24 protein-coding genes are annotated in these 23,278 nt (G+C 43.8%); 13 read left to right on the top strand and 11 right to left on the bottom strand.

Annotation, left to right across the window (positions count from 1 at the left end; translation table 11 throughout):
• Positions 1 to 7: 7 nt before the first annotated feature.
• The 6 genes from A587_RS0120115 to A587_RS0120090 are packed head-to-tail and all read right to left on the bottom strand — an operon-like array spanning position 8 to position 3,392.
• Entirely contained in the window at positions 8 to 265 is a 258-nt protein-coding gene (locus A587_RS0120115) for a BolA family protein (RefSeq protein WP_010376682.1), read from the bottom strand.
• Between the two features lie 5 nt (positions 266 to 270).
• Complete coding sequence (locus A587_RS0120110; protein ID WP_010376680.1) at positions 271 to 576, bottom strand: STAS domain-containing protein; 306 nt, start codon at positions 574 to 576, stop codon at positions 271 to 273.
• Complete coding sequence (locus A587_RS0120105; RefSeq protein WP_010376677.1) at positions 563 to 1,249, bottom strand: MlaC/ttg2D family ABC transporter substrate-binding protein; 687 nt, start codon at positions 1,247 to 1,249, stop codon at positions 563 to 565. The genes A587_RS0120110 and A587_RS0120105 overlap by 14 nt, the downstream gene beginning before the upstream one ends.
• A 2-nt stretch (positions 1,250 to 1,251) precedes the next feature.
• Positions 1,252 to 1,797: an outer membrane lipid asymmetry maintenance protein MlaD gene (gene mlaD / locus A587_RS0120100; protein WP_010376676.1), complete on the bottom strand. Its 546-nt coding sequence runs from the start codon at positions 1,795 to 1,797 to the stop codon at positions 1,252 to 1,254.
• 12 nt (positions 1,798 to 1,809) lie between these two features.
• Positions 1,810 to 2,589: a lipid asymmetry maintenance ABC transporter permease subunit MlaE gene (gene mlaE / locus A587_RS0120095; RefSeq protein WP_010376675.1), complete on the bottom strand. Its 780-nt coding sequence runs from the start codon at positions 2,587 to 2,589 to the stop codon at positions 1,810 to 1,812.
• 2 nt (positions 2,590 to 2,591) lie between these two features.
• The gene (locus A587_RS0120090) at positions 2,592 to 3,392 is read right to left on the bottom strand and encodes an ATP-binding cassette domain-containing protein (protein ID WP_010376674.1); all 801 of its coding nucleotides are present in this window, start codon (positions 3,390 to 3,392) and stop codon (positions 2,592 to 2,594) included.
• Positions 3,393 to 3,566: 174 nt separating this feature from the next.
• On the opposite strand from A587_RS0120090, the gene A587_RS0120085 reads away from it, so the two are divergent.
• The 12 genes from A587_RS0120085 to mgtE all read left to right on the top strand — a co-directional run bounded on the left by A587_RS0120085 (position 3,567) and on the right by mgtE (position 13,199).
• Entirely contained in the window at positions 3,567 to 4,526 is a 960-nt protein-coding gene (locus A587_RS0120085) for a calcium/sodium antiporter (RefSeq protein ID WP_010376669.1), read from the top strand.
• 9 nt (positions 4,527 to 4,535) lie between these two features.
• On the top strand, positions 4,536 to 5,507 hold the full coding sequence (locus A587_RS0120080; protein ID WP_017219044.1) for a KpsF/GutQ family sugar-phosphate isomerase: 972 nt from the start codon (positions 4,536 to 4,538) through the stop codon (positions 5,505 to 5,507).
• Positions 5,507 to 6,058: a 3-deoxy-manno-octulosonate-8-phosphatase KdsC gene (kdsC, locus tag A587_RS0120075; protein ID WP_017219043.1), complete on the top strand. Its 552-nt coding sequence runs from the start codon at positions 5,507 to 5,509 to the stop codon at positions 6,056 to 6,058. Before A587_RS0120080 ends, kdsC begins: the two co-directional genes overlap by 1 nt.
• Complete coding sequence (lptC, locus tag A587_RS0120070; protein ID WP_017219042.1) at positions 6,055 to 6,609, top strand: LPS export ABC transporter periplasmic protein LptC; 555 nt, start codon at positions 6,055 to 6,057, stop codon at positions 6,607 to 6,609. The genes kdsC and lptC overlap by 4 nt, the downstream gene beginning before the upstream one ends.
• Positions 6,599 to 7,141, top strand: a complete 543-nt coding sequence (lptA, locus tag A587_RS0120065; protein ID WP_017219041.1) for a lipopolysaccharide transport periplasmic protein LptA — start codon at positions 6,599 to 6,601, stop codon at positions 7,139 to 7,141. The genes lptC and lptA overlap by 11 nt, the downstream gene beginning before the upstream one ends.
• Entirely contained in the window at positions 7,141 to 7,866 is a 726-nt protein-coding gene (gene lptB, locus A587_RS0120060; RefSeq protein ID WP_010376664.1) for an LPS export ABC transporter ATP-binding protein, read from the top strand. The genes lptA and lptB overlap by 1 nt, the downstream gene beginning before the upstream one ends.
• 46 nt (positions 7,867 to 7,912) lie before the next feature.
• The gene (locus tag A587_RS0120055) at positions 7,913 to 9,412 is read left to right on the top strand and encodes an RNA polymerase factor sigma-54 (protein WP_017219040.1); all 1,500 of its coding nucleotides are present in this window, start codon (positions 7,913 to 7,915) and stop codon (positions 9,410 to 9,412) included.
• Between the two features lie 29 nt (positions 9,413 to 9,441).
• Positions 9,442 to 9,729, top strand: coding sequence for a ribosome hibernation promoting factor (gene hpf, locus A587_RS0120050; RefSeq protein ID WP_010376661.1), 288 nt, complete (start codon positions 9,442 to 9,444; stop codon positions 9,727 to 9,729).
• A gap of 1 nt (position 9,730) precedes the next feature.
• A complete protein-coding gene (gene ptsN, locus A587_RS0120045) occupies positions 9,731 to 10,189 on the top strand; it encodes a PTS IIA-like nitrogen regulatory protein PtsN (RefSeq protein ID WP_010605936.1) in 459 nt (152 codons plus the stop codon).
• Positions 10,182 to 11,048 carry an RNase adapter RapZ gene (gene rapZ / locus A587_RS0120040; protein WP_010605937.1) on the top strand — a complete coding sequence of 289 codons (867 nt, stop codon included), beginning with the start codon at positions 10,182 to 10,184 and terminating at the stop codon, positions 11,046 to 11,048. The genes ptsN and rapZ overlap by 8 nt, the downstream gene beginning before the upstream one ends.
• Positions 11,049 to 11,318, top strand: a complete 270-nt coding sequence (locus A587_RS0120035) for an HPr family phosphocarrier protein (RefSeq protein ID WP_010376658.1) — start codon at positions 11,049 to 11,051, stop codon at positions 11,316 to 11,318.
• Between the two features lie 522 nt (positions 11,319 to 11,840).
• On the top strand, positions 11,841 to 13,199 hold the full coding sequence (gene mgtE, locus A587_RS0120030) for a magnesium transporter (protein WP_010376656.1): 1,359 nt from the start codon (positions 11,841 to 11,843) through the stop codon (positions 13,197 to 13,199).
• 67 nt (positions 13,200 to 13,266) lie between these two features.
• Here mgtE and pmbA read toward each other — a convergent pair whose 3' ends face one another.
• A complete protein-coding gene (pmbA, locus tag A587_RS0120025; protein WP_010376655.1) occupies positions 13,267 to 14,616 on the bottom strand; it encodes a metalloprotease PmbA in 1,350 nt (449 codons plus the stop codon).
• 136 nt (positions 14,617 to 14,752) lie between these two features.
• Here pmbA and yjgA point away from each other — a divergent pair, with 136 nt between their 5' ends.
• On the top strand, positions 14,753 to 15,271 hold the full coding sequence (gene yjgA / locus A587_RS0120020) for a ribosome biogenesis factor YjgA (RefSeq protein WP_010376654.1): 519 nt from the start codon (positions 14,753 to 14,755) through the stop codon (positions 15,269 to 15,271).
• 343 nt (positions 15,272 to 15,614) lie between these two features.
• On the opposite strand, the gene tldD is transcribed toward yjgA, so the two are convergent.
• The 4 genes from tldD to rng are packed head-to-tail and all read right to left on the bottom strand — an operon-like array spanning position 15,615 to position 23,275.
• Complete coding sequence (tldD, locus tag A587_RS0120015) at positions 15,615 to 17,054, bottom strand: metalloprotease TldD (protein WP_010376653.1); 1,440 nt, start codon at positions 17,052 to 17,054, stop codon at positions 15,615 to 15,617.
• On the bottom strand, positions 17,051 to 17,866 hold the full coding sequence (locus tag A587_RS0120010; protein ID WP_017219039.1) for a carbon-nitrogen hydrolase family protein: 816 nt from the start codon (positions 17,864 to 17,866) through the stop codon (positions 17,051 to 17,053). Before A587_RS0120010 ends, tldD begins: the two co-directional genes overlap by 4 nt.
• A complete protein-coding gene (locus A587_RS0120005; RefSeq protein WP_017219038.1) occupies positions 17,859 to 21,788 on the bottom strand; it encodes a YhdP family protein in 3,930 nt (1,309 codons plus the stop codon). Before A587_RS0120005 ends, A587_RS0120010 begins: the two co-directional genes overlap by 8 nt.
• Before the next feature lie 14 nt (positions 21,789 to 21,802).
• The gene (rng, locus tag A587_RS0120000; protein WP_010376650.1) at positions 21,803 to 23,275 is read right to left on the bottom strand and encodes a ribonuclease G; all 1,473 of its coding nucleotides are present in this window, start codon (positions 23,273 to 23,275) and stop codon (positions 21,803 to 21,805) included.
• Between the last annotated feature and the right edge of the window lie 3 nt (positions 23,276 to 23,278).

Genomic DNA, 23,278 nt, shown 5'->3' with positions numbered 1-23,278 from the left:
CACTCCGTTATTGTGGAAGAATAAATTTGCGCTCTTTTTGCCATTCATCAGGTGTGAATGCACGAATACTAACAGCATGCATAGTGCCGTCTTTAATAGTATCCATCAGTGGGCCGTAGATCAGCTGTTCTCTTTTCAGCCTTCTTAATCCGTCAAAACACGTTCCAACAGCAATGACTTCGTAGTGACTACCATTAGCTTTAACGATGATCTCGTCAAGCGATAGTGCATCTCTCAATAAAGTTTCGACTTGATTTGTTTCCATTAGACTCACTCAAATAGGGTTGTCACCTGTCCCAACTCCATTAAATTTTGCAGTTGCTCAGGCGTATTTTTCAGCTCGAGACGAATGTCGCGCTGTTTCAATTGACCTAAAGAGTGAATTAACCAAGCTAAGCCCGCGGTGTCAACCCTTGTCACCTCAGAAAGGTTAAAATAGACGGTTGATTGTGCATTTTTCAACACTTGAACGATGGTCGACTGTTTCAGTGCGCTTGGTAAACTCGCTCTCGTAAGTTCACCAGTTAACACGATTTCACCTTTACTTTCGGTGAATGAAATATTAGGCGTCACCATCATCCCCTCTAAATTGCACCGGAAGCTTGCTCTTCTTATCTAACAGTTGGATCACATGTTCAATACCCTGCTGTCGTAAAATACCATGTAGCTCCGATTGTTTGGCATCAAGTAAACTAATGCCTTCCGCCATCATGTCAAAAGCACGCCAGTCACCGTCTTGTCCGCGTCTAACTTTAAAATCGATTTTGATATCAGGCTTGCCTGGCTCTACAATTTTGGTCTTAACAACCACCACAGCTTCATTCTCAAATGGGCGATGCTCACCAAACTCTACCTTTTGGTCTTTATATTGAGTAAATACACCAGCATAAGTCGCTACCAAGTAATTTTTGAATACCTCAATAAACTCTCTAATATGCTCGACAGCAGCAGCTTTCTCCTCTTTACTTTCAATGTTGCGAACCTTTTGAATATAAGAACCTAATACACGATACGCAGCGTATTTGTAATCAATGTAAGGCAAGAGCTCTTCTTCTACGATAACGCGTAAGTGTTCTTTGTCTTTTTCAATGATGTTTTGCTCTTTCGTAACACGCTGAAAAGTTTGCGCCGCAACTTGCTCCACCATTTTATAAGGATCGCTTGAGTCTACTTCTTTCGCCTGAACCAATGCGGTAGCCATCAATGCTACAAACAAAGTCAGACATTTCGCATAGATGTTTTTTAACATATTTACTCGCTCCCTTGATTAAATAGGAACTGACCTATTAGCTCTTCTAATACCAGTGCCGATTTTGTATCTGTGATCATGTCACCGTCTTTTAGCGCTTTTGTTTCCACACCAAAAAGAGACTCAAGATCAACGCTATCTTCACTCGTTACTTCCTGACCCAGACATTTTTGCTTCGCAGATTCAGCAGCAATAACGGGAGAAATACCTAAGTATTGCTCTCCCAAAATGCCCGAAGTCAAAATCGAAACCGACGATGTATCGGAAAACTGACACTCATAGTTTTTATCTAAACTCATTGAAACTACCGGCACGAACTCTTGTGGATGGATGTGAATTCCATCAACACGACCAATCACAACCCCACCCACCTTAATCGGGGCGCGGGTTTTCAACGAACCTATATTTTCGAACTTAGCATGCAAAGTGTAAGTTTCACCATTGCCGCTTAAGCCTGAGTTAGCCACCTTTAGCGCCAACATAACAAATGCAGCAATGCCCAATGCCACGAACAACCCAACTAAAATTTCTATTTTCCGTGTATTCATTTTTAAAACCTTTTAACTTGAGAACATAACCGCTGTTAATACAAAGTCAAAGCCAAGTACAGCCAGTGAAGAATGTACTACCGTCTCTGTCGTCGCTTTACTTATTCCTTCTGAAGTAGGAATACAGTCATAGCCTTTGTATAGCGCGATCCAAGTTACTAATAGTGCAAATACGAAACTCTTAATAAGACCATTTAAGATGTCTTGTTGAAACGACACTTGCGATTGCATAATTGACCAGAAGCTACCTGAATCTACGCCTAACCAATCAACACCCACCAAGTGTGCGCCTAAAATAGCGATCGCAGAGAATATCAATGCGAGTAACGGCATACTAATAAAACCGGCCCAAAAACGAGGGGCAACCACGCGCTTAAGCGGGTCTATCGCCATCATTTCTAAACTAGATAATTGCTCCGTTGCCTTCATCAAACCGATTTCTGCAGTTAACGCACTGCCTGCACGTCCTGCAAATAAGAGTGCGGTTACCACAGGGCCCAGCTCTCTAAGTAAACTCAAAGCAACCAAAGGTCCAAGGCTATCTTCAGCGCCATACCCAACTAACACGGTATAGCCTTGTAATGCCAATACCATGCCGATAAATAAACCAGACACCATGATAATCAACAATGATTGATGACCAACCATGTAAAGTTGCTTTATCAACAGCGGCGTGCCTTTTCGGAAATTAGGTAAGCTACATAGCGCCCCAAAAAGCATTGTTGTGGCACGGCCAAGTGCGGCAAAACGGCTGAGGGTTTTGTGGCCTAGTTTTTGTAAAAAGTCGACCATACTCACTCTCCTTGCAACAGCGCTTGCTGATAATCTGGCGCTTTAAAGTGGAATGGCACAGGACCATCCGCAAGGCCCTGTAAGAACTGCTGTACTAATGGCGATTCGTGTTCAAGCATCTGCTCAGGGGTTCCTGTACCAATCACACCTTGCTCTGCAATAATAACGACGTGGTCGGCAATACTCAGCACTTCCGTAACATCATGAGTGACTATCAGTGACGATAACCCCAATACTTCATTAAGGGACTTAATCAGCCGAACTAGAACGCCCATGGAGATCGGGTCCTGACCTGCAAACGGCTCATCGTACATAATTAATTCAGGATCAAGTGCAATAGAACGTGCTAAAGCCGCGCGTCTTGCCATACCACCAGAAAGCTCTGCCGGCATTAAATCTTTTGCACCACGAAGACCAACCGCTTGAAGCTTCATCAGCACCACTAAACGGATTAATTCTTCAGATAATTCGGTATGCTCGCGTAGAGGAAAAGCCACATTGTCGAACACGCTCATATCGGTAAACAAAGCACCGCTTTGAAATAACATACTCATCCGCGTTCGAGCTTGATACAAAGCTGCTCGTGACATGTTAGGGATACTGTTTCCAGCAAAAAGAATATCACCGCTATCAGGTTTAAGCTGACCACCGATTAATCGCAACATGGTAGTTTTACCAATGCCACTCGGCCCCATTATTGCGGTAATTTTGCCCTTTGGTACGGAAAAGCTCATGTTTTTGTAGATGATCCTTTCACCCCGAGAGAAGGTTACATCCTTGATTTCTACAATTGACTGCGACAAGTCGCTCTCCAGATCCAGACTATATTCATCCAAGTATGATACTTTTTTTTCAAACAAGATGGAAAATCGTTTTGGTAAAATTTTGTAAGTAGTGAAATGTAACGGTTTGCTTATACTTTCCAGAGCGCTTTTGGTAGTATCTATCGAAATTTTAATCCTATTGGCTAGAGGTTCATGGTTTTATCGTTTGTTATTCTCATTCTTGGCTTTATTGCACTGGTTTGGAGTGCTGACCGCTTTGTTTTTGGTGCGGCCGCTCTTGCACGAAACTTTGGTGTGCCAACATTAATTGTTGGTTTAACTATCGTGGCCATGGGTTCTTCAGCACCAGAAATGATGGTTGCTGCGCAAGCCGCTCTTGCAGATAAAACAGACACCGCCGTGGGCAATGCCATAGGTTCCAACATCGCCAATATCTTACTCGTTTTGGGTCTCACCGCGTTATTAAGGCCACTCTCCGTTGGCTCTGGTATTTTGCGCCGCGAAATGCCGCTGTTAGTCATCGTTTCATTGGCAGCTTGGTATATCGTTAGTGATAACCACTTTAGTTTCGTAGAAGGTGTTTTGTTATTAGTCGGTTTCGCCGCTTTTCTTCTTGCACTTATCATTATCACCAAGCGTGGTGGTGGAGATAATGATGACCCATTCGTCAGTGAAGCCTGTGAAGAAGTGCCAAATAATATTCCAACTCAAAAAGCCGTTTTCTGGTTAATCGTGGGTATGATTTTACTGCCTATTAGCGCGGACTATCTCGTTGGCGCCGCGGTTGACATCGCCAAATATTTTGGCATGAGTGACCTGCTAATAGGATTAACCATTATCGCCGTTGGTACTAGTTTACCCGAGCTTGCGGCATGTGTTGCTGGCGTACTTAAAAAAGAAGACGATCTAGCGCTTGGCAATATTATTGGCTCGAATATCTTTAATATATTGGCAGTGCTATCGATTGCTGGGATTATTAACCCATCTGTCCTCGACGCCAATATTGCGTCACGTGATATCTTTATTATGCTTGGCGCGACACTGCTGCTTATCCTAATGAGCCTCAGCTTAACAGGTCAGCGCCGCATCAACCGCTTGGAAGGTGGCATACTTGTCGCAAGCTTCGTCGGTTATATTTACTACATCATTTAAGGAAGCCTTGTGACAACGAACCCATTTATTGATTCTGCAAATCAAGTTTTTGCTACTGAACTTGCAGCAATAGAAGAAGTGCAACAGTTTGTTGATCAACAATTTGTAAAAGCCTGTGAAATTATGTTTGGCTGCCAAGGTCGCATCATCGTGATTGGCATGGGTAAGTCCGGCCACATCGGAAACAAAATCGCAGCGACACTCGCAAGTACTGGCAGCCCTGCATTTTTTGTTCATCCAGGAGAAGCAAGTCACGGCGACTTGGGTATGATCACCAAAGATGATGTGGTTTTGATGATCTCCAACTCAGGGGAAACCCAAGAGGTGATCTCAATCCTGCCTGTGATAAAGCGCTTAGGGGCCCCCGTTATTTCTATGACAGGCAACCCGAGCTCTACAATGGCTCGTAATGCGACGGTTCACCTTTGTGTTAAGGTATCAAAAGAAGCCTGCCCATTAGGACTTGCACCCACGGCGAGCACCACAGCTACGCTAGTGATGGGCGATGCACTCGCGGTTGCGCTACTTGAAGCCAGAGGCTTTACGGCTGATGATTTTGCACTTTCCCATCCAGGTGGTAGTTTAGGAAGACGTCTACTACTAACCGTTGCTGATGTCATGCATCAAGGGGATGCAATCCCTATGGTTAAAAGTCATTGCACAGTTAAAGAAGCTTTATTTGAAATGTCAGCTAAAAGTTTAGGTATGACGGCAATCGTAGATGAAAGCTCGCAATTGCAAGGTATTTTTACCGATGGCGACTTGCGCCGTATTATCGAACAAAAGATCGATATTCACACCACCCCAATCACGCAAGTTATGACGGCTAAAAGTACGACGGCACGCGCCGATATGCTCGCAGCAGAGGTACTCAATATCATGGAAACCAAACGGATTAACGGCTTGATTGTGGTAAACGAAAACAACATCCCGGTTGGCGCCTTGAATACGCAAGATTTACTTAGAGCGGGGGTGCTGTAATGCAATTTGAAGATTTATATCAGACGATTTCACCTAAAGCTTGGGAAAAAGCAAAACAAATCAAATTATTGATTTGCGATATTGATGGCGTATTCTCAGATGGCCGTATATACCTTGGTAATAATGGTGAAGAACTGAAAGCATTTAATACCAAAGATGGGTTTGGTGTTAAGGCCTTGATTGATTGTGGTATCGAAGTCGCCGTTATCACAGGTAGGCATTCACAAATAGTTCAGCAACGCATGACTAGTTTAAATGTAACTTATATTTACCAAGGCCAAGAAAACAAGTTAGTGGCATATGATGAACTGAAGACTAAGCTCAACCTTAGTGATGACGAAATTGCGTATATTGGTGATGATGGTCCAGACCTACCCGTAATGGAACGAGTCGGTTTTGCCGTTGCCGTCAATGATGCACATCCTCTTGTTAAACATATCGCTCATTACACAACCTTGATGCCTGGTGGTTTTGGTGCTGTGAGAGAACTGACTGATCTTCTAATGCTCAGCCAAAATCACTTATTGACTTCCAAAGGATCAAGTACATGACCGTATTGCGTGTCATCTTACTCATTGTTTTCGCTTCTTTAATGGTTTGGATGTGGTCGCCCATGTTTAATCCATCAGAGGCGGACTCAGCAAAAGAAGATGAACCGTTAGCTAAGCCCGATTATGTTGCAACCACGCTTCAGCAAACGACCTATAGTGAAAATGGCTTATTAAACTATCAGGTAACTGCTGATAAGATGGAGTTGTATCAAGATCTTGGCTTTAGTCACTTTGAAAAGCCTATTTTCACCTTATATAACGGTGAGCAAAATTGGCAAATAAGTGCATTAGAAGCAACACTGTACGAAAACAATACCTTGATATTAGAAGGCAATGTGCTGGCAAAGAATTTAACGCCTAACGCCATGATCACCGATATCAATGCCGATAATGTAAGAGTTGAAATTAAGCAAAAATTGATGAAGTCGGAACACCCTGTCGTTATCACGGGTCCTAGTCTTAGGATCACGGGTAAAGGACTGCATGCGGATCTACAAAAGCAAGTGATCGAACTCATCAACCACACAAAGACAATTTATTATGACCAGTAAAATCATTAACAAACTAGTTTTCATCGGCTTGCTTGCAAGTTCTACTCTAGTAATTGCTGCAGAACAAAATGAAGTCATTATTGATGCTGGCCGTCAGCAAGCTCAACTGCAAAGCAACATCGGTATTTTTGAACAGAATGTTGTTATTATTCATGGCAACAGAAAAATAAATGCCGATCGCCTAGAAGTCCATCGCCGCGCGGAGCTTGGTACTAACAAGCAACTGCTTGTTGCAACTGGCAGCCCAGCTATTTTCAGCGAACGTCAACCTGATGGTAATTTGCTAGAAGCCAAAGCAAACGAAATTCGCTACGACGTTGCGGAAGGCACCTTAGTCATTTCTGGCGATGCGGAAATCAATCAAACTGGGCAAAAAATCAATGCTCAGGTCATCACCTATGACATTGAAAAGCAACTGATCAGTGCTGAGCGCTCAGACCAAGAAGATTCCCGTGTAAGAACCATCCTTGTTCCTGTTGATGACAAAAAAGACGCAAAAGATAAAAAAGCGCAGGAAGAAGGTAACAATTAATGAGCGAGCTCAAAGCAACTGGTTTAGCAAAGAGTTATAAAGGCCGCCAGGTCGTCAAAAATGTTGGCTTAAGTGTTCAAGCTGGCAGCATTGTAGGCTTATTGGGCCCGAATGGCGCAGGTAAAACCACGACCTTTTATATGATTGTAGGGTTAGTACCAAGCGACAAAGGTTTTATTCAGATTGATGACGAAGATATCACTTTGCTACCGATGCACAGCCGCGCGCGACTTGGTATTGGTTATCTACCGCAAGAGTCTTCGATCTTTAGAAAACTCACGGTCTATCAAAATTTGATGGCGATTCTAGAAACTCGAAAAGACTTATCTAAAGTTGAAAGAGAAGCTGAACTCAATGAGTTACTGGACGAATTTAATATTCAACACATTCGCGACTCACAGGGCATGGCATTGTCGGGAGGCGAAAGAAGACGCGTAGAAATTGCTCGCGCTTTAGCCGCTAACCCTAAGTTTATCCTGTTAGATGAACCTTTTGCTGGTGTTGATCCTATTTCGGTGTTAGATATAAAGACAATCATAGAGCACCTAAAAAACCGCGGTATCGGTGTGCTAATCACCGATCATAACGTTAGAGAAACACTGGACGTATGTGAAAAAGCCTACATCGTTTCACATGGTGAGTTAATCGCTGCAGGCACGCCAGAACATGTTTTGGCAGATCAAACCGTAAGAGATGTCTACCTAGGCGAACAATTCAAGCTATAGTTAAGACGTAGTATTAATAACTGTTAAAAAGGATTGTTAGAGATACATGAGGCAATCATTACAGCTGCGCATGGGGCAGCAACTTACAATGACTCCACAACTGCAACAAGCCATTCGCTTGCTGCAGCTCAGTACATTGGACCTGCAACAAGAAATACAAGAAGCGTTAGACAGCAATCCATTGTTGGAAGTGGAAGAAGGTGATAATACTGACGGCGAAAACGCTGACCAACACAGTCAAGAAAAGAGCAGTGCTGACGACAATCAAGATTCAAGCGATGAAGTGCAGGTTAGTGACTATGAGATAGACTCAGATACTGCCATGAGCAAAGACACTGTGAGCGATGACCTTGCTATGGATGTCACTTGGGACGAGTATATGAGTGCAGCGCCCGCTGCAAGCTCAGGCCCACTTCCCGATGACGATAATGTTTATCAAGGGGAAACCTCTGAATCTCTTCATGATTATCTCATGTGGCAACTTGAGCTGACACCGTTTAGTCCAACAGATAGAGCGATTGCGATTGCGATTATTGAAGCGGTCGACCTGTCAGGCATTTTAACACTGTCTTGCGAAGACATTTTAGAAAGCATTAATGATGAGAGTAGCGAAGAGCCTATTGAGCTGGATGAAGTCGAAGCCGTGCTCAAACGTATTCAGCTTTTCGATCCTGTCGGTATCGCAGCGCGTAGTTTACAAGAATGCTTGTGTATTCAGCTAAATCAATTCGCCCCAGATACGCCATGGATTGCCGAAACGAAAATGATCCTGACAGAGCATATCGACTTGCTTGCCAGCCGTGACTATCGAACTTTGGCTAAGAAAACGCGCCTTAAAGAAGCCGATCTCAAAGAGGTCATGACGTTAATTCATAGTCTTAACCCAAAACCAGCGGCAAGCATTATTCATGAAGAGCCTGAATATGTGATCCCTGACGTATCGGTAAAAAAAGTAAAAGGTCGTTGGATCGTAGAGCTAAATCCTGATGCTATGCCTAAAATAAGAGTAAACGACCATTATGCTGCGATGTCTAGAACAGCGAAATCCAGCACAGATAGTCAGTTTATTCGCTCACATTTACAAGAAGCAAAGTGGTTTATTAAAAGCTTAGAAAGCCGAAATGATACATTATTAAAAGTTACCAATTGCATTGTGCAACAACAACAGGCATTCTTTGAACATGGCCCCGAAGCAATGCGCCCTATGGTGCTAAATGATGTTGCTGAAATGGTTGAGATGCATGAGTCCACAATTTCCCGTGTGACAACACAAAAATACATGCATACACCTCGGGGAATATTTGAGCTGAAGTACTTCTTCTCTAGCCATGTAAGTACAGAAAATGGAGGTGAGTGCTCTTCTACAGCAATTAGAGCACTTATCAAAAAGCTGATAGCTGCAGAAAATACCGCGAAGCCATTGAGTGACAGCAAAATTGCAGATATCTTAGCTGAGCAAGGAATTAAGGTAGCGAGACGTACGATTGCAAAATATCGTGAATCCCTAGCCATTCCACCGTCAAATCAGCGTAAAAGCTTGATATAAGACGTAAAACCCAAGAAGGAAAAATGCTTATGCAACTAAATCTAACTGGTCGCCATGTAGAAATTACTGACTCATTAAGAGACTATGTCACCAACAAGTTTGCGAAGCTAGAAAGGCACTTTGATCATATCAATAACGTGCATGTGATCCTTGATGTCGAGAAGCTAGTACAAAAAGCAGAAGCAACATTACACGTAAACGGCGGCGAGCTATTTGCATCAACAGAGCATCAAGATATGTATGCCGCAATTGATGGCCTCATCGACAAGCTAGATCGTCAAGTTATTAAACACAAAGAGAAGCTCACTCGACACTAAGATGAAATTAAGTGAATTAGTGAACAAGGACTGCAGTAAAGCTGCGGTCCTTTTTAATAGCAAAAAACGTATTTTAGAATACATCAGCGAACTGGCTCATAGCCAAATTCCAAATACCAGTCAGCATGCTATCTTAGACGCTTTAATGGCGCGAGAGAAATTAGGCAGCACAGGGATCGGTAAAGGTATTGCCATTCCTCATGGTCGACTTGAGGGTTTGGATAAAATCCTTGCAATGGTGCTTGTTAGCGAGCAAGGGATCCAGTTTGAAGCCATAGATAAGCAGCCTGTCGATATTTTTGTCGCGTTCATCGTACCCGAAGGTGATAATCAACAGCACCTGAAGACCTTAGCGGCGATTGCTGATACACTCAAAGACAAGTCTTTTTGCAAAATGCTTAGGCAAGCAAAAAGTGATGACGAGTTATATGCAGTGATCCAAGGTGAACTTGATGAGTGATGAAGAAAAAGGACTCGAGCTTATCATTATCAGTGGCCGCTCAGGCTCTGGTAAATCTGTAGCGCTTCGAGTATTGGAAGACTTAGGCTACTATTGTGTAGATAACATTCCAGTCAATTTACTGCCGTCTTTAGTCCGCAGCGTTTCCGACAATTATAATAAAATTGCAGTCAGTATTGATGTTAGAAACTTGCCTAAAGAACAGGACGAGTTTAATGACATTCTTGAATACTTGCCTGGTTTCGCCAAACCTACCCTGTTTTATTTAGACAGTGACGATCAAACCCTGATAAAACGCTTCTCAGAAACACGCCGTTTGCACCCTCTTTCACTACATAATCTTCCATTAGATGTTGCGATAAAGAAAGAACGGGAATTGTTAGACGTGTTGATCACACGCGCTGATTTTCTCATTGATACTACAGGCCTGAGCGTTCATCAACTTGCGGAAGATATCCGCGAAAAAATCTTAGGTAAGAAAGACAAACAACTCATTATTACCTTTGAATCTTTCGGCTTTAAACACGGCATCCCAAAACAAGCGGATTACGTTTTTGATGCGCGCTTTTTGCCCAACCCACATTGGGAGCCTGAGCTTAAGCCGCTAACTGGCCTAGATCAGCCAGTCAAAGACTATTTGTCGAGTCACAGCATCGTGCAAAAGTTTACTTGGCAGATCCAAACCTTTGTACAAACTTGGTTACCACACTTAGAGCGTAACAATCGCAGTTATCTAACGATCGCAATAGGATGTACTGGTGGGCAACATCGCTCGGTATACTTAGCGCAAACCATTGGCGAGCGATTTGCAAAAACCCATCCCAACGTCAAAATTCGCCACCGTGAGCAAGAGGGTTAAATGTTAGAAGATACGTTTTTAATCCAGAACAAGCTCGGCCTGCACGCTCGAGCAGCGACGGTTCTTGCGCAATTAGCAACCCAATTTGATGCCGAAGTGACCTTATATCAAGGAGACAAAAGTGCTGCTGCTGACAGCGTACTAGCGCTGTTGTTACTTGAAAGCAGCCAAGGAAAAGAAGTACGAGTGGTTTGTGAAGGTCCTGATGCTCAGTATGCACTAGACGCCATTGGTGGACTAATAGAAAATAAATTTAATGAATCCGAGTAACTTGGGCTACTAGCACCAAAATAGCACTAAGGTCTGATTCATTTATTCCCTGCTAATCTCCCCCTCCGTAACCAGACAGGTCTAATACCAATTAGTCTTAATACTTACTCAGTTTGAAGGAGCAAATCTGACGCTAACTGTGTTAAAAATCTTTCATTTTGAACAACTAAATAGCAAAATTTTCGCCGTGTTATCGACAAGATTTTCTCGCTTCAAAATAGATCACTTAATTAAGCGAATTGGTATAATAAGTCTCTCATAATTAAGCGTAAACCTTGGTAGTTCTCAATAAACTGAGTTACACTGTAATACCAATTTAGGTTTCTTTCGTGCAGTAAAGCGAGTTGCCGAGAAAATCCTACTTTATCGTTGCGTACACCTTTAACGTGTATTAACGGTAGCAACCCACCAGCAGAAACAACACGAATAAAATTCAAATTAAGAAATTGGTTTCTGCGATAAAGTAAATGAATTAGGTTAACTAAATCACGTTAGCCAACATTATTATCAAAAAGGATGCCTATGCCTGAAGTATTTGAACAAGACTACACACTGGAACAACTCCAAAAGGTAACTAAAGCCTTAAACAGTGGTCAGTTTGTTCAAGTTAGGCGTATGCTCGCAGAAACAGCTCCTTGTGACACAGCACTGCTTTTAGAATCATCCCCTCATAAAGTTCGCTCTATGCTGTGGCAGCTCGTTGACCCAGATATCCAAGGGGATGTCTTAGAGGAATTGTCAGAGGACGTAAGACTTGGGATCATCGCCCAGATGGAGCCGGAGCTAATTGCTGCCGCTACAGAAGACATGGACGACGATGACCTTGGTGATGTCCTGAGAAGCCTGCCTGATACCGTCTACCAAGATGTTATTGGTGCGATGGATAGCCAAGATAGAGAACGTGCGACACAAGCATTGTCCTACAAGGAGCACTCGGCCGGTGCGCTAATGAGCACCGACACGGTCACTATTCGACCCGATGTTACCTTAGAAGTTGTATTTAGATATCTACGTCTTAAAGGCGAATTGCCAGACGGTACGGACGAGTTGTATGTAGTTGATAAAGATAACTGCTTTTTAGGCACGCTGCCTGTCAATACCTTATTAACTAAGTCTCCTGACAGTATGGTTCGAGACTTGATGGATGAAGATAAGGAAACGATCCCTATCTCCATGGATGAGTCTGAAGTGGCGCAGCTTTTTGAGCGTCATAACTGGATCTCAGCTCCTGTAGTTGACGATAACGCCCATTTACTTGGTCGTGTCACCATTGATGACGTTGTTGACGTCATCCGTGAAGATGCTGAGCACAGCTTGTTAAGTATGGCAGGTCTTGAAGATGAAGAAGATACCTTTGCGCCAGTCCTAAAAAGTAGCCAGCGCCGCTCTATTTGGCTTGGGATTAACCTGTTAACCGCCTTAATGGCAGCGTTTGTTGCAAGCTTCTTCGAAGGTACTCTGGATATTTTACCTATTCTCGCGGTGTTAAATGGCATAGTACCAAGTATGGGTGGCGTTGCCGGTAGCCAAACGCTAACCCTAGTGATCCGTGGTATTGCCCTTGGTCATATTAACCAGACTAACCAAAAGTTTTTAATGGGTAAAGAGCTGGCGATAGGTGCCTTAAACGGCGTGCTGTGGTCTGTCTTGATCGCAGGGGTTATTGCTATATGGCAGTGGGATTTTACACTCGGTGCTGTAATTGCCTTCGCGATGTTTATGAACTTAGTCGCTGCAGGTATCGCGGGAGCCAGTATTCCAATTATGCTGAAGAAAATGAATATCGATCCAGCGCTAGCTGGTAGTGTGGTACTAACAACGGTTACTGATATTGTCGGGATCTTTGCATTCCTTGGCACCGCCACTTGGTTATTAGTGTAGCAGTAACATAGTCTACATAGCGGGAAATGCTGGTCAAAACCAGCATTTCTTGAGCTGATGAAGGGAGTTATTCGCCCGCTATTTGCATAGTATTGAGTAATATTGAGCCGGTTTGTACTGCGCCTCGACATTCAATATCACCGCCAATCCCTTCAATCCCCATAAACATATCTTTTAAATTACCAGCAATCGTAATTTCACTTACAGGATATTGAAGTTCTCCATTTTCAACCCAAAAACCAGCAGCGCCCCTTGAGTAATCACCAGTTACCGTATTAACACCTTGTCCCATTAGTTCAGTGACTAACAAGCCAGTGCCCATCGACGCAAGTAGGCTGGTTAAATCGTCGTGTGTTGGTTTTACTAACCAGTTATGGATCCCACCTGCGTGACCTGTCGCTTGCATATTCATTCTACGTGCGGCATAGCTTGCCAATAAATAAGTATTAAGCACGCCATCTGTGATAATTTCTCGGTCGATGGTTTTTACACCTTCACTATCAAAAGGACTAGAAGCAAGTCCTCTTAGTAAATGTGGCTTCTCTTCAATGTTTACGCAGCGATTAAAAATCTGTGTGTCTAAAGAATCCAATAAGAAGCTAGACTTGCGATATAGCGCGCCACCACCGATACCTGATACTAAGTGTCCAAATAAGCTGTTCGCGATATCTGCTCGAAAAATAACAGGCACTTTACGCGTTGATACCTTACGACTGCCTAATTTTGCCAGCGTTGATTGTGCCGCCTCTAAACCGACTTCTTCAGGGGACTTTAGCTCCGAGTGCACGCGAGATAACGTATATGCAGAGTCCCGTTGCATTTGCTCACCTTCTTTACCAATCACCATAGTACTCAGGCTGTGTCTGGTACGTGGGAACCCTGCAATTAAGCCATGGCTATTGCCATATACACGGATCCCTTGGTGGCTCGATAAGCTCGCGCCATCAGAATTCACGATTCGAGGATCGAATTCTAACGCTGCTTTTTCAGCAGCTATACATTGCTCAATGGCTTCATCGGGAGAAACTTGCCAAGGATGGAAAAGATCTAAATCTGTTGGTGACATCTCTAGCAAGGCTTTATCCGCCACACCATTACAGGGATCATCCGAGGTAAATCGAGCGATATCTATGGCTTTTTCAACCACAGAGCGCAGAGCTTCAGGACTCAGATCCGCTGTTGATGCTGAGCCTTTATGGTTACCCACATAAACGCTGATACCAAGACCACCGTCTTGATTAAACTCAATGGTTTCAACCTCTCCCATTCGTGTACTTACAGACAGACCAGAGGTGCTAGACATCGCCGCTTCTGCCGAAGTTGCACCTAGTTTTTTAGCATGCGCTAACACATCGGCAACTGCATTTTTCACATCATCAATTTGATTATATATAGGGTGTTGTTGAGGTTGAGTCATAGATACCTTATCCGCTCGCTCGTCTAACTAAAACATATTAGTTAATATGCTATCACAGCTACTAACTATTGTAGTGATCAATTGTGGTATACTCTAATGTTAGAGACCTTAATATTTACTAGTATAGACAAGACCAATGGCTAAACACGAGCAAACGACCGAAGAAGAGATTATTTACGTTTCAAAAAGCGAGCTTAAGCGCGAGGCGCTAGAGTTGCATGAACTAGGCTGTGAAATTGCAGGGCTTGCCAAGAAGCAGCGTGAGAAGTTACCTCTAACGGACGAGCTTAAAGAGGCCATGACTGTTGCGGATAGGATACGTGCTAAAACAGATGCTTACCGTCGTCATATGAACTATATTGCGAAGACATTGCGTAGTACTCCAAATGTCGAAGAGATTCAAGCTGCGATGGATTTGATGCTAAATAAGAACAATAAAGCAGACGTATTGCTGAACAAGATTGAGCTTATTCGCGATGAAGTGATTGCCAAAGGAGATAGCAAGATTAATGAGCTATTGGATAAGTATCCTGAACTTGAGCGTCAAAAAATGCGCCAGATGGCGCGCCAAGCAAGTAAAGAAGTAAAAGCTGAGAAGCCAGGCAAAGCCTACAAAGAGCTGTTTCAGTATTTAAAAGAAGCAATTATGCCGTAACGCAGTGTTGTGGCTCTGATACAACATAAAAAGGCGCTGATGCGCCTTTTTGCTTATGATTAGGGCCTGTTTACCTTTCAAGTTTGTTTTTGCAGCAGTTTGATTGGTATTTGTACAAGGCAGAGCCTGCGTAGCATAGTTATTCTATGTGAGTCAGGCGAGAACACAGTAGAAATACTAATCAAGCGCTGCCCTTTGGGTTCACCTGAGTGCGCTTTGTTCATTGTTGCTCAACTTTTTCCTAGATTACTAGGCGGCAAGTCGAGCGTCGCGACCAAAACACACTCAGGAGAACAAAAATCAAACAGCAAAGATCAACAGGCCCTAGTTATCGCAGGTAGTATTACGCTGTACCACCGACAGTAATTTCGTCAATCTTCAAACTCGGTTGGCCGACTCCCACAGGGACGCTTTGACCATCTTTACCACATACTCCAACACCTCTATCAAGTGCAAGGTCATTGCCTACCATAGAGACCTTTTTCATCACCTCTGGGCCATTGCCAATAAGCGTTGCGCCTTTAATTGGTTGGGTTATCTTACCATTCTCTATTAAGTAGGCTTCAGACGCTGAGAATACAAATTTGCCGGAGGTAATATCCACTTGACCACCGCCAAAGTTACTAGCAAAAATGCCTTTATCTACACTACGAATGATCTCTTCTTGACTGTGCTCACCCGCAAGCATGTAGGTATTTGTCATTCTCGGCATCGGTAAATGGGCATAAGACTCACGACGCGCATTACCTGTAGGCGCCACGCCCATTAAGCTTGCGTTTTGCTTGTCTTGCATATAGCCTTTCAAAATACCATTTTCAATCAGTACGTTGTATGCCGCTGGCGTACCTTCATCGTCCACATTCAAAGAGCCACGACGGTCGGCTATCGTGCCATCATCCACCACAGTACAAAGACTCGAAGCGACTTGTTCACCTATTTTGCCACTGAATGCAGAGGCACCTTTACGGTTAAAATCACCTTCTAGGCCATGTCCAACTGCTTCGTGTAACAAAACCCCCGGCCAACCTGAACCGAGCACCACAGGCATCGCACCTGCCGGAGCATCAATGGCGTCAAGATTCACGCGTGCTTGGCGTACAGCTTCTTTGGCAAACTGCACCCATCTCGGTGCACCGTCTACTAACTCTTTAAAGTAACCATAATCTAAACGCGCACCCCCACCGGCACTGCCACGCTCTCTGCGACCATTTTTCTCAAGTAGTACCGAGCAATTTAAACGTATTAGCGGGCGAATGTCGGTTGCAAATGTGCCATCGCTTGCGGCAATTAACACTTCTTCATATACCGCAGACAGCGAACTGACCACTTGCTGCGCCTCAGGCGCTAAATCGCGAATACACTGTTCAATCTCTCTAAGTAAAGCCACTTTATCCGCATCACTCATGCTGGTAATTGGCTGTGCTGGTTGAAATTGAATGGGTGCTTTTACATCGCTAAATACTTGGACTTTACTGCTTTCGCCAGCTTGCGCGATGCTACGCGCAGCTTCTGCAGCTTTGGTTAAGGCTTCAATATTGATGGCATCAGAATAACTAAAGCCTGTCTTCTCACCACTCACTGCACGTACACCAACACCACGTTCGATGTTGTAGCTGCCGTCTTTGACTATGCCGTCTTCCAGCACCCAAGTTTCATGGTAGCTTGATTGAAAGTACAGATCGGCATAATTTACTTTGTGCTGATGAATATACTCGAGAGTTTGTGATAATTGCTCACGTGTCAGCTGGCTATTGGTCAGTAAATTCTGCTCTACATTACTCATAAAAACTCACTTTTAAATCGGTTATGATCCGCAACCGGCATTTTTTGCCGGATCGAATCAAGAAACGCGCTATCTAGCTGCTGTGAAATGGGTTCTAAACTCGCACCAGAGTCAATTAAGACTTCACCCCAAGGCGATACAATTAAACTGTGTCCATAGGTTTCTCGGCCATTTTCATGACAACCTACTTGCGCGGCTGCAACAACATAGCATTGGTTTTCTATCGCCCTCGCCTGTAATAATGGCTGCCAGTGTGCCTTGCCCGTTGCACAGGTAAAAGCACTCGGGACTAAAAATAGCTCAGCTCCCTTCGCTCTCATCATTTGGAACAAACCGGGAAAGCGCAGATCATAGCACACGCTTAATCCAATTCTGCCAAATGGACTATCCACTACCACGACATCCTTCCCAGGCTCTGTTCGCTCAGATTCTCGGTATTGTTTAGTTTTGTCACTCACATCGGCGTCAAACAGATGGATCTTATTATAGCGTGCTACGATTTCGCCACTAGAATCAAATAAGTAACTCGCAGCTAGATATTTATCGTTCTGACTTGGTATCGCGATGGTACCTGCTGCCAACCAAATGTTATGGTGTTGACAAAGCGCTGAGAGCTCTTCGAGCAGTGCTTCATTATGCTGCGCGTATTCCCAAGTCTGTTGAGCATTGTCGCAAAACGCCAGCCAAGTTTCAGGTAAGCAGACTAAGGTTGGCTCTTCAACCACTAACTTAGCCAGCTGGTTTTTAAGGTAATCTATATTTGTTTGGGGTGCTTTAGCCGAGCTCATTGGCAATGCAATCACCTTAGCCATTACCACTTTCCTTATTTTGTGACACAAGAGGTTGCTCACTTTGCTTAAGTGTAGCACTTGGTTGTGATTCTGAATTCAAAGCTGGTGCTTCTTTACTTATATTCTCATCAGCTCCATCTGGCATAACTTCCTCACTAGGGGGCACAACCGGTTTCGGTAACTCAATTTCTTTACTCTTACGATCAACCTCGGTAACCACCGGCTCTTGCATCGTTCCGGTGATTTTAAAATTAATCTCAGAGATCACTCGCGCGGAGTGGATAACCTTATCTAATGCCAGTGCTGCTAACCCCGTCACCGGATTCACCGCCCATGCCATGATCACAGGTAAACTCGACGTGACTTGTGGTGCAACGGCCAAATCATAATTGATTTCGTGAGTATTGAGGTTGGCATAGCCACGTATCGTTAGATCAGCTGGCACGCCATCGAGCTTTGAATCTTCAGTGATCGCAATACCATTCGTTAGTTGTACCGAACCACTCATACTGTTATAGAAAAAGCCTTTAGAAAACACATCTCTAAAGTCCAAGCGTAGCTTTCTGATCAAAGAGTCCAAACTCAGTAGCGAAAAGACACGTGCACCTTTATCACTTATTTCTGCCAAATGACCCTCACCTAAGCGCCAAGTCAACTCGCCTCCTAGGCTAGGTAAATCCATTTCGTATGGTGCGCCTTGCCAATTGAGGGAAAAATCAATGTTGGCTCGGGAGTCTTTAATAGTTGAAGTAATATCAAACTCATCCGTTAGTTCACCGAAATCATCGCTGTTTAAGGCGCCGCTTAGCGTCGTTTTACCTTGCTCAAAGCGACCACTGGCATTGAGTTTATGATCTTTTTTGTCAATCACTAACTCTGAGATATTGAGTCTATTACCATCTCCAAACAACGACATATTGACCTGATCTAACTGATATTCACCGACTTTACAGTCACTACACACAAATTCGGTTGCAGGTAAGCTCAACAACCAATCTAACGAGTGAATGTCTCTTTCCACTGTCTCTTGCGCTTGCGGCTCTGACTTAGGTAAATTTAGACGTAGATAATCACTATTAATGTGAATAGGACGGCTTGAGTTTGATGCTGGAATAGCCACTTGTGAGCGCATTTCTTTACTATTGATTTTAAGCTGCATCGCGCCGTCAATCGCAGCCATAGTAAAGTCAACATCATGGAAAGGGATCTCTGAGAATGTTACTTTTGAGAAAGAGCCATTTACCTGATTCAGCGCTGGTAGAAATGCAGGGTCGGAACCTGAACTTGGCGCTTTGATAATACGGTTGATCAGTGGTAACCAAGGCAACAGCTCGACTTCTTGTTGTTTGATTGTGATATCAAAACCGGATGCATTTAAGCCTTCATCTTTACTGCCAATGATCAGGTGTGCATTACGCATCGCACCGGATCCATTTTCAATGATGCCATTAAAATACAATTGATTATCTAGGCTTGCCGTCACAAGATTCGAAATATCATCCCCTAATACTGTGCCGCTTAGCAGCTTAGCTTGATCAGCGGGTTTGCCGAATTGATCGGGTAAGTGACTCGCGATCCCCCGTAAATCACTGGCAAATTTGGCTTTATAGTTAAATCCCGCATCAGCAAAATTAAGCATAAGATCTGTGCTCAGCACGCTATTGCCTTCAAAGTAGCCGTCAATAATTCCATTAGCATGCGGTTGCAGTTGTTCTATTCCAGCCTCAAGGCTTACCTTGGTCGTTACTTGATAATTTTGCTTATCTCCGCTTCCTGATAAGTCTAACGAAAGGGGCATGTCCAGCCACTTAGCAGACAAATTATTCACTTTGATAGTGTCATCATCGAAGCTAACCACACCTTTCACTTGCTGTAATTGCATCCCAGGCTTTGCCAAAAAAATAGGATTGTTGTCTAGGTAGATGTCACCTTTAGCATGTACGGCACCTGAGTGCAGGTCGACGGCCAATTGCACATCCCCTTTTGCATCACCTTTACCTTGAACAATATCTAATATATTCGCGAGCGGATCTGCGAGCGGTGTTGCCGCAAAGAAAGGCTGTAACGTGCTCGCTTCTGTGGTGTGATTAATATCAACGGTCAGCACATCAGCGTGATTTAAATCCGCAATACTAACAATGACACTCTCATCAATACTTTGATTAACAAGTTCCCCACGGTGTGCGTAGATATCCATTCTTTCGTTTTCGAAGTGTAATGTGACATCACCTGAAGTAACGCTAGGCCAATCCGGCGCAAAACCAAAGGTAACCTCATTCAAACGTGATTTAACTTCAAACTGACCTTGCTTATCAGCGAATGGAAATTGTGAAAGCGCCCCACTCAGTAAGACTTGAGTCTGCAAGTGCTGACCACCTTGGATCCCTGCTTCTAAATAATCGACTAAGCTTTTACGCATAATACTGACAGGAAAGTACTGTGAAGCGATTTCACCACGCCCACCGAGTAGCTCCGCATATAAATCAAGCCGAGGGTCATCTGATAACTGCAAGGAAAATTCTGTGGCTAACGCTAAGTCTTGATTACTAAGCCAAAAGTTGGGACTGGAAACTTGCCAGCCTTGCGTTTGTTGATTGCGAATATAGACATCACCACTGAGCTGCTGGAGCTTAATATTATCTTTGAACGTCTCTTTTGATAGCAATTCAGTTTGTTCAGCACTTAAATTGAGCCTAATTTGCTCATCAGTTGCACTCACCTCTAATCTGGTACCATAAATGCCTGGGATCCCATGAAATGGCTCAAAAGCTAACTCTTCAATGACCCCCCATGCCGAAAAAGCATTATTAGTACCTAGACTGAATTTCGCTGCGCTCAGTTGACCATTGGGATTCATACCATACAGCAAATCTCGCCCTGGGAATTTAGCAAGTTGTGCTAACTCAGCTAAAAAGTTGGCGTTAATATCCTTTAGCCAAAAGGTCTTGTTATCTTTATGCCATTTTGCTTCAAATAAAATAGGAGCAAGCGCTTCTTGATTGCGACTAAACTGGATACCACTACTTTGCACCCACCAACCTTGTTGATCTGGCTTTAACAGAAATTGCGCGTCGTCTAATGCTAACGTGCGCTGATTTTCATCTTCTTGCCAAATCAACGTACTGGGTTTGATATCCACGGTGATATCTTGCAAAGTACCTTGCTCAAAGCCTAACCATAACTGAGTATTGATGTCTGCTTTTAGGTCTGGATGCGCTAAGGTGATAAGCTCTTCTAGCCAATCGACCGGATTAACCTTATCCGCAGATACATAGATATTCCCCGCCAATTCACGTAACTTTCGCCCTGACAAAGAAAGGCGAGCGTTAAACTGGCCTTGAGAAAACCCAGGTAATGCGATTTCTCCCGCACCTTCATGTAATGCGCTAGAGTTTTGCCACACTAAATCTTTCAATAGTAAACTGTGAGTCTTACCACTAGAAAAGGTGATATTTAGACGACTGTTTTGCACCGCAAAATGTCCAACATCGCCTAAGAAAAGGCTTTCAATTAATGCTTGCTGCTCAAAAGCACCCTGATCTTGAGCCGCGTTTAACTTACTCAGATCTATATCGGCTTCAAACCCTTCCAGTACAAAATAGTTAGATGCGATCTGCATTTGTCGTACAGACTCAAATACATTGAGCTGCAATGAGGTTTTGGCGATATTAATGGAAATTGGCGAGTCTTTATTATCTTTAAAAGAGAGCGATTCCAACACCAGAGCGGGCCCATTACCCTCCCAACTCGCACTGATCTGGCCAATACTAATATCAACATTCAGTTGCTTTTGGATCAGCGCTTCGATGTCACTTCTATAATCATTAGCATAGGGCAAGGCATACTTTAGCGCAGACACCAGCACCGCGAGTGTCACTAAAGTGATCGCAAAGATTTGCCACGCTTTACGCAGGCAGAAAAAACAGACGGCCTTAGCCTGCATGTACCGCTACCCTATTACATCATTACTACGTCAAACTGCTCTTGGCTATATAAGCTCTCAGTTTGAATGCTAACCTGCTTACCAATAAATAATTCAAGCTCAGCTAAATTATGATACTCATCGTTGATCAAGGCTTCGCTCACCGCTGGCGAGGCGTAAACCATAAACTTGTCAGCGTCATATGCACGATTCACACGCACGATTTCTCGTAGGATCTCATAGCAAACGGTTTCGACCGTTTTTAGTGAACCACGACCTGAACAGGATGGACACACATCACAAAGAATATGTTCTAGGCTCTCGCGCGTGCGCTTGCGGGTCATTTCTACAAGCCCAAGTGCAGAGAGTCCATTGATATTGGCTTTCGCTCGGTCTTTAGACAACGCAGTTTCTAAAGAGTGCAATACTCGGCGTTTATGCTCGTCAGATACCATGTCAATAAAGTCGATAATAATGATACCACCAAGGTTTCGTAACCTTAGTTGCCTCGCAATTGCTGACGTCGCTTCAACATTGGTATTAAAAATCGTCTCTTCGAGATTACGATGGCCAACAAATGCGCCTGTATTAACATCAACCGTTGTCATTGCTTCCGTTTGGTCAATGATAAGGTAGCCACCAGACTTTAACTCAACCTTGCGATGTAGTGCTTTTTGGATCTCAGTTTCAACATCAAACAAGTCAAAAATGGGGCGTTCACCTGGGTAATACTCAAGTGCACTTGCGAGTTGGGGAACAAACTCTTCAGTGAAAAGCTTTAGCTCTTGGTAAGTTAACTTTGAGTCAACACGGATACGCTCCATGTCCTCACCAACATAATCACGCAAGGTGCGAAATGCTAAGGTAAGATCCTCGTGCAAAATTTTTGCTTTGCTCGTTTTACGGCGGCGAGTCACAATTTTTTGCCAAAGCTTTTTCAAAAACTCCGCATCATGCTGTAACTCTGCTTCGGAAGCACCTTCGGCAGCGGTACGAACGATAAAACCACCGTTTTCGTCATTATATTGTGCAACGATCTCTTTTAACCGGTCGCGCTCTTGTTCGGTTTCAATACGCTGACTCACACCCACATGCGTCGCGTCAGGCATAAACACCAAATAACGTGAGGGAATAGTGATGTCGGTAGTCAGTCTAGCGCCTTTTGTGCCAAGCGGATCTTTGACCACTTGTACCATAATGAACTGGCCTTGTTTAACCAGCTCACGAATATCCTGCACTTTCTTAACTGGGGACTCGGCCACCCCCTCTTCGATGGAAGCGCTGTTCACGATATCTGACGCATGTAGAAACGCCGCTTTTTCCAAGCCGATATCCACAAAAGCAGCCTGCATACCAGGAAGAACTCGGCTTACTTTGCCAAGATAAATATTACCAACGATGCCGAGGTTACCGATCCGTTCAACTTGAACTTCTTGCAGCACCCCATTTTCGATTAAGGCTACGCGACTTTCACTTGGGGTGACATTGATTAGTAGTTCGCTACTCATATT

Source organism: Pseudoalteromonas sp. NJ631, assembly GCF_000276645.1.
Classification (GTDB): Bacteria; Pseudomonadota; Gammaproteobacteria; order Enterobacterales; family Alteromonadaceae; genus Pseudoalteromonas; species Pseudoalteromonas piscicida.
The sequence above is the reverse complement of the archived record's forward strand: the minus strand, read 5'-3'. Positions and strand labels throughout refer to the sequence as shown.

Coding starts and splice junctions, on each gene's coding strand:
- kdsC (WP_017219043.1), top strand. CDS start 5,507: ATGCAATTTGAAGATTTATATCAGACGATTTCACCTAAAGCTTGGGAA.
- hpf (WP_010376661.1), top strand. CDS start 9,442: ATGCAACTAAATCTAACTGGTCGCCATGTAGAAATTACTGACTCATTA.
- A587_RS0120005 (WP_017219038.1), bottom strand. CDS start 21,788: ATGCAGGCTAAGGCCGTCTGTTTTTTCTGCCTGCGTAAAGCGTGGCAA.
- tldD (WP_010376653.1), bottom strand. CDS start 17,054: ATGAGTAATGTAGAGCAGAATTTACTGACCAATAGCCAGCTGACACGT.
- mlaD (WP_010376676.1), bottom strand. CDS start 1,797: ATGAATACACGGAAAATAGAAATTTTAGTTGGGTTGTTCGTGGCATTG.
- ptsN (WP_010605936.1), top strand. CDS start 9,731: ATGAAATTAAGTGAATTAGTGAACAAGGACTGCAGTAAAGCTGCGGTC.
- A587_RS0120010 (WP_017219039.1), bottom strand. CDS start 17,866: ATGGCTAAGGTGATTGCATTGCCAATGAGCTCGGCTAAAGCACCCCAA.
- A587_RS0120055 (WP_017219040.1), top strand. CDS start 7,913: ATGAGGCAATCATTACAGCTGCGCATGGGGCAGCAACTTACAATGACT.
- mgtE (WP_010376656.1), top strand. CDS start 11,841: ATGCCTGAAGTATTTGAACAAGACTACACACTGGAACAACTCCAAAAG.
- A587_RS0120115 (WP_010376682.1), bottom strand. CDS start 265: ATGGAAACAAATCAAGTCGAAACTTTATTGAGAGATGCACTATCGCTT.
- A587_RS0120110 (WP_010376680.1), bottom strand. CDS start 576: ATGGTGACGCCTAATATTTCATTCACCGAAAGTAAAGGTGAAATCGTG.
- pmbA (WP_010376655.1), bottom strand. CDS start 14,616: ATGACTCAACCTCAACAACACCCTATATATAATCAAATTGATGATGTG.
- lptA (WP_017219041.1), top strand. CDS start 6,599: ATGACCAGTAAAATCATTAACAAACTAGTTTTCATCGGCTTGCTTGCA.
- rapZ (WP_010605937.1), top strand. CDS start 10,182: ATGAGTGATGAAGAAAAAGGACTCGAGCTTATCATTATCAGTGGCCGC.
- A587_RS0120085 (WP_010376669.1), top strand. CDS start 3,567: ATGGTTTTATCGTTTGTTATTCTCATTCTTGGCTTTATTGCACTGGTT.
- A587_RS0120105 (WP_010376677.1), bottom strand. CDS start 1,249: ATGTTAAAAAACATCTATGCGAAATGTCTGACTTTGTTTGTAGCATTG.
- rng (WP_010376650.1), bottom strand. CDS start 23,275: ATGAGTAGCGAACTACTAATCAATGTCACCCCAAGTGAAAGTCGCGTA.
- lptC (WP_017219042.1), top strand. CDS start 6,055: ATGACCGTATTGCGTGTCATCTTACTCATTGTTTTCGCTTCTTTAATG.
- A587_RS0120035 (WP_010376658.1), top strand. CDS start 11,049: ATGTTAGAAGATACGTTTTTAATCCAGAACAAGCTCGGCCTGCACGCT.
- yjgA (WP_010376654.1), top strand. CDS start 14,753: ATGGCTAAACACGAGCAAACGACCGAAGAAGAGATTATTTACGTTTCA.
- mlaE (WP_010376675.1), bottom strand. CDS start 2,589: ATGGTCGACTTTTTACAAAAACTAGGCCACAAAACCCTCAGCCGTTTT.
- lptB (WP_010376664.1), top strand. CDS start 7,141: ATGAGCGAGCTCAAAGCAACTGGTTTAGCAAAGAGTTATAAAGGCCGC.